Origin of the sequence: Grimontia marina, assembly GCF_900060185.1 — a bacterium.
GTDB classification, from domain to species: domain Bacteria; phylum Pseudomonadota; class Gammaproteobacteria; order Enterobacterales; family Vibrionaceae; genus Enterovibrio; species Enterovibrio marinus.
The window spans coordinates 1-2,167 of the sequence record NZ_FIZY01000136.1 but is presented as its reverse complement, the minus strand read 5'-3'; the positions used below and the strand labels follow the sequence as shown (position 1 = coordinate 2,167).

Genomic DNA, 2,167 nt, shown 5'->3' with positions numbered 1-2,167 from the left:
GCGGCCTCAGTTACCAAACCTTCCACTATTGGTCTAAACGATTAAGCTCTCCTGACTCGACGCAGACGCTTCAGCCAATCATTTTCAATGAACATGAACAGACGAAAGCTGAGTCAGTGATCATTACTTTTGCCAATGGTATTTGCGCTGAGTTACCGACAACACTGAGTGCCACTCAGATCAAACACTGGGTGGATGCCTTGCAATGACACCCTCCGGCAAGGTCTTTCTGGTCTCCGGTGTCACCGACATGCGAAAATCTATCGATGGTCTGTCGCTTATTGTCGCCGAGCAACTTGAAATGGACCCGTTCAGCGAGGCTTGGTTTATCTTCTGTAATCGCGGGCGCGATAAACTCAAAATCCTCTTTTGGGATACCAACGGGTTTTGGCTTTACTACCGCCGATTGGAAAAAGGGACCTTCAAATGGCCACGTCCCAACCCTCAAGGCGTGATTGTCATCAGTAAACCCCAGCTTCACTGGTTGCTCTCTGGGCTGTCACTCGAGAATAGCAAAGCTCATCGTCCCTTAATTGGGCTGGAAGTGTGACGCGAGATACTGATCGTCACATTGCACTTGAACGATCCTTTTTCGCCGTCACACTGGGCACTATTCAATGCTGTAAGATGATGCCCAATGACCGACTTCCCCAACGATATCGAACAACTCAAGGCCATGCTTCTTGCAAAGGATGCATTGTTACAGGCCAAAGAGGAGGAAGTCGCCGCCCTCAAAACCCAAGTGCAACTGCTCGTTGAGCAGCTCAACCTCAGTAAATCCAAACGCTTTGCTGCCCAAAGCGAAAAAGTCGCCAAAGGCACGTTCAACGAAGCCGAGCAGCAAGATGCGTTACCCTCTGCGCCCAAGACGCGAAGTAAAACGGGACGTAAGCCATTGCCTGCTGACCTTGAGCGCGAGGTGCAAACCCATACCCTAAATGCCCCGTATTGCGACGGCTGTGATTCGCCGTTACACGAATGCGGCAAAGAAGTCAGCGAAACCCTGAAAATCCTGCCGCAGAGAGTGAGTGTCATTCGCCATGAACGCACCAAATATGCGTGTCGACACTGCGAGCAAACAGCCGAAACCAGCAAAGTAGTTACCGCGCCAAAACCTGCCAGCATGATCCCCAAAAGCCTTGGCAGTGCCGAAGCTTTCGCGGCGGTGGTCACCGCTAAATACGTCGATGCACTGCCGCTGTACCGTCAGGTAGATATCTTGAACCGCTCGGGTATCGATATCAGTCGTGCGACCTTAGCTAACTGGTGCGTGCAGCTTGGCAGTAAAGTGCAGGTCATCATCGATGCGATGAAAGCGCAGCTCTTACAAGAAACACTCATCTGCGCCGATGAAACCACGGTGCAAGTGCTGAGAGAAGAAGACAGAGCCGCGCAGTCGAAATCCTATATGTGGGTCTATCGTAGCGGCGAGTTCACCCCCAATCCCGTCGTCATCTACGACTATCATCCCAGTCGGGCAGGCGCCTGTGTACGTGAGTTTCTCGGCAATTATCAAGGTTATCTGCTGTCCGATGGTTACAGTGGTTACGGCACAGTAGACGGCGTCACCCAAGCTGCGTGCATAGCGCATGTGCGCCGCAAGTTCACCGATGCCCAAAAGGCGTCTCCTTCGAAAAAGGCAGGAAAACCCGAAAAAGCCCTGACCTTCATCGCTAAGCTGTACGGAATAGAGAAGCGAGCCAAAGAGTTGTCGGCCGAAGCACGGCAACAGATGAGGATGCAAGAAAGCCTCCCCATATTGAATGACTTCAATGCGTGGCTCGATAGCCTGAATGTGCTGCCCAAAGGGGCATTGGGCCAGGCCATCACCTACACCAAGAATCAGTGGCCCAAACTGCTGACCTACCTGGAAGATGGTCACATCAGTATCGACAACAATGTGACAGAGCGAGATATCCGCCCGTTCACGACGGGCCGAAAAAACTGGATGTTCTCCACCTCGGTCGGTGGCGCCAAAGCCAGTGCCAACTTATATAGCTTGGTGATGACGTGTCGTGCCAATGACATCAACCCGTATTATTACTTCCGGCACCTGTTCACGGAGTTGCCGACGCGTTCACTCGCCGATGATATGTCGGATCTGATGCCATGGAATGTTGATCTGAGCGATGTGGAATAAGGCTTCACCAGTTCATTAATCGCTTAC

The 2,167-nt window shown here is 51.9% G+C and carries 3 protein-coding genes; all 3 read left to right on the top strand.

Annotated features, from left to right (window positions below; all coding sequences use genetic code 11):
* Nucleotides 1–209: IS66 family insertion sequence element accessory protein TnpA (tnpA, locus tag GMA8713_RS27830; RefSeq protein WP_062715454.1), on the top strand; the 209-nt coding region annotated here is incomplete at its 5' end.
* Complete coding sequence (gene tnpB, locus GMA8713_RS25445) at nt 206–550, top strand: IS66 family insertion sequence element accessory protein TnpB (RefSeq protein WP_062715451.1); 345 nt, start codon at nt 206–208, stop codon at nt 548–550. The genes tnpA and tnpB, both read left to right, overlap by 4 nt.
* A gap of 87 nt (nt 551–637) precedes the next feature.
* Nucleotides 638–2,140 (top strand): IS66 family transposase, encoded by a 1,503-nt coding sequence (gene tnpC / locus GMA8713_RS25440; protein ID WP_062715449.1) that lies wholly within the window; start codon nt 638–640, stop codon nt 2,138–2,140.
* Nucleotides 2,141–2,167 lie beyond the last annotated feature (27 nt).

Bases quoted from the DNA above. Each gene is read 5' to 3' on its own strand.
- tnpC (WP_062715449.1), top strand. From the start codon at position 638: ATGACCGACTTCCCCAACGATATCGAACAACTCAAGGCCATGCTTCTT.
- tnpB (WP_062715451.1), top strand. From the start codon at position 206: ATGACACCCTCCGGCAAGGTCTTTCTGGTCTCCGGTGTCACCGACATG.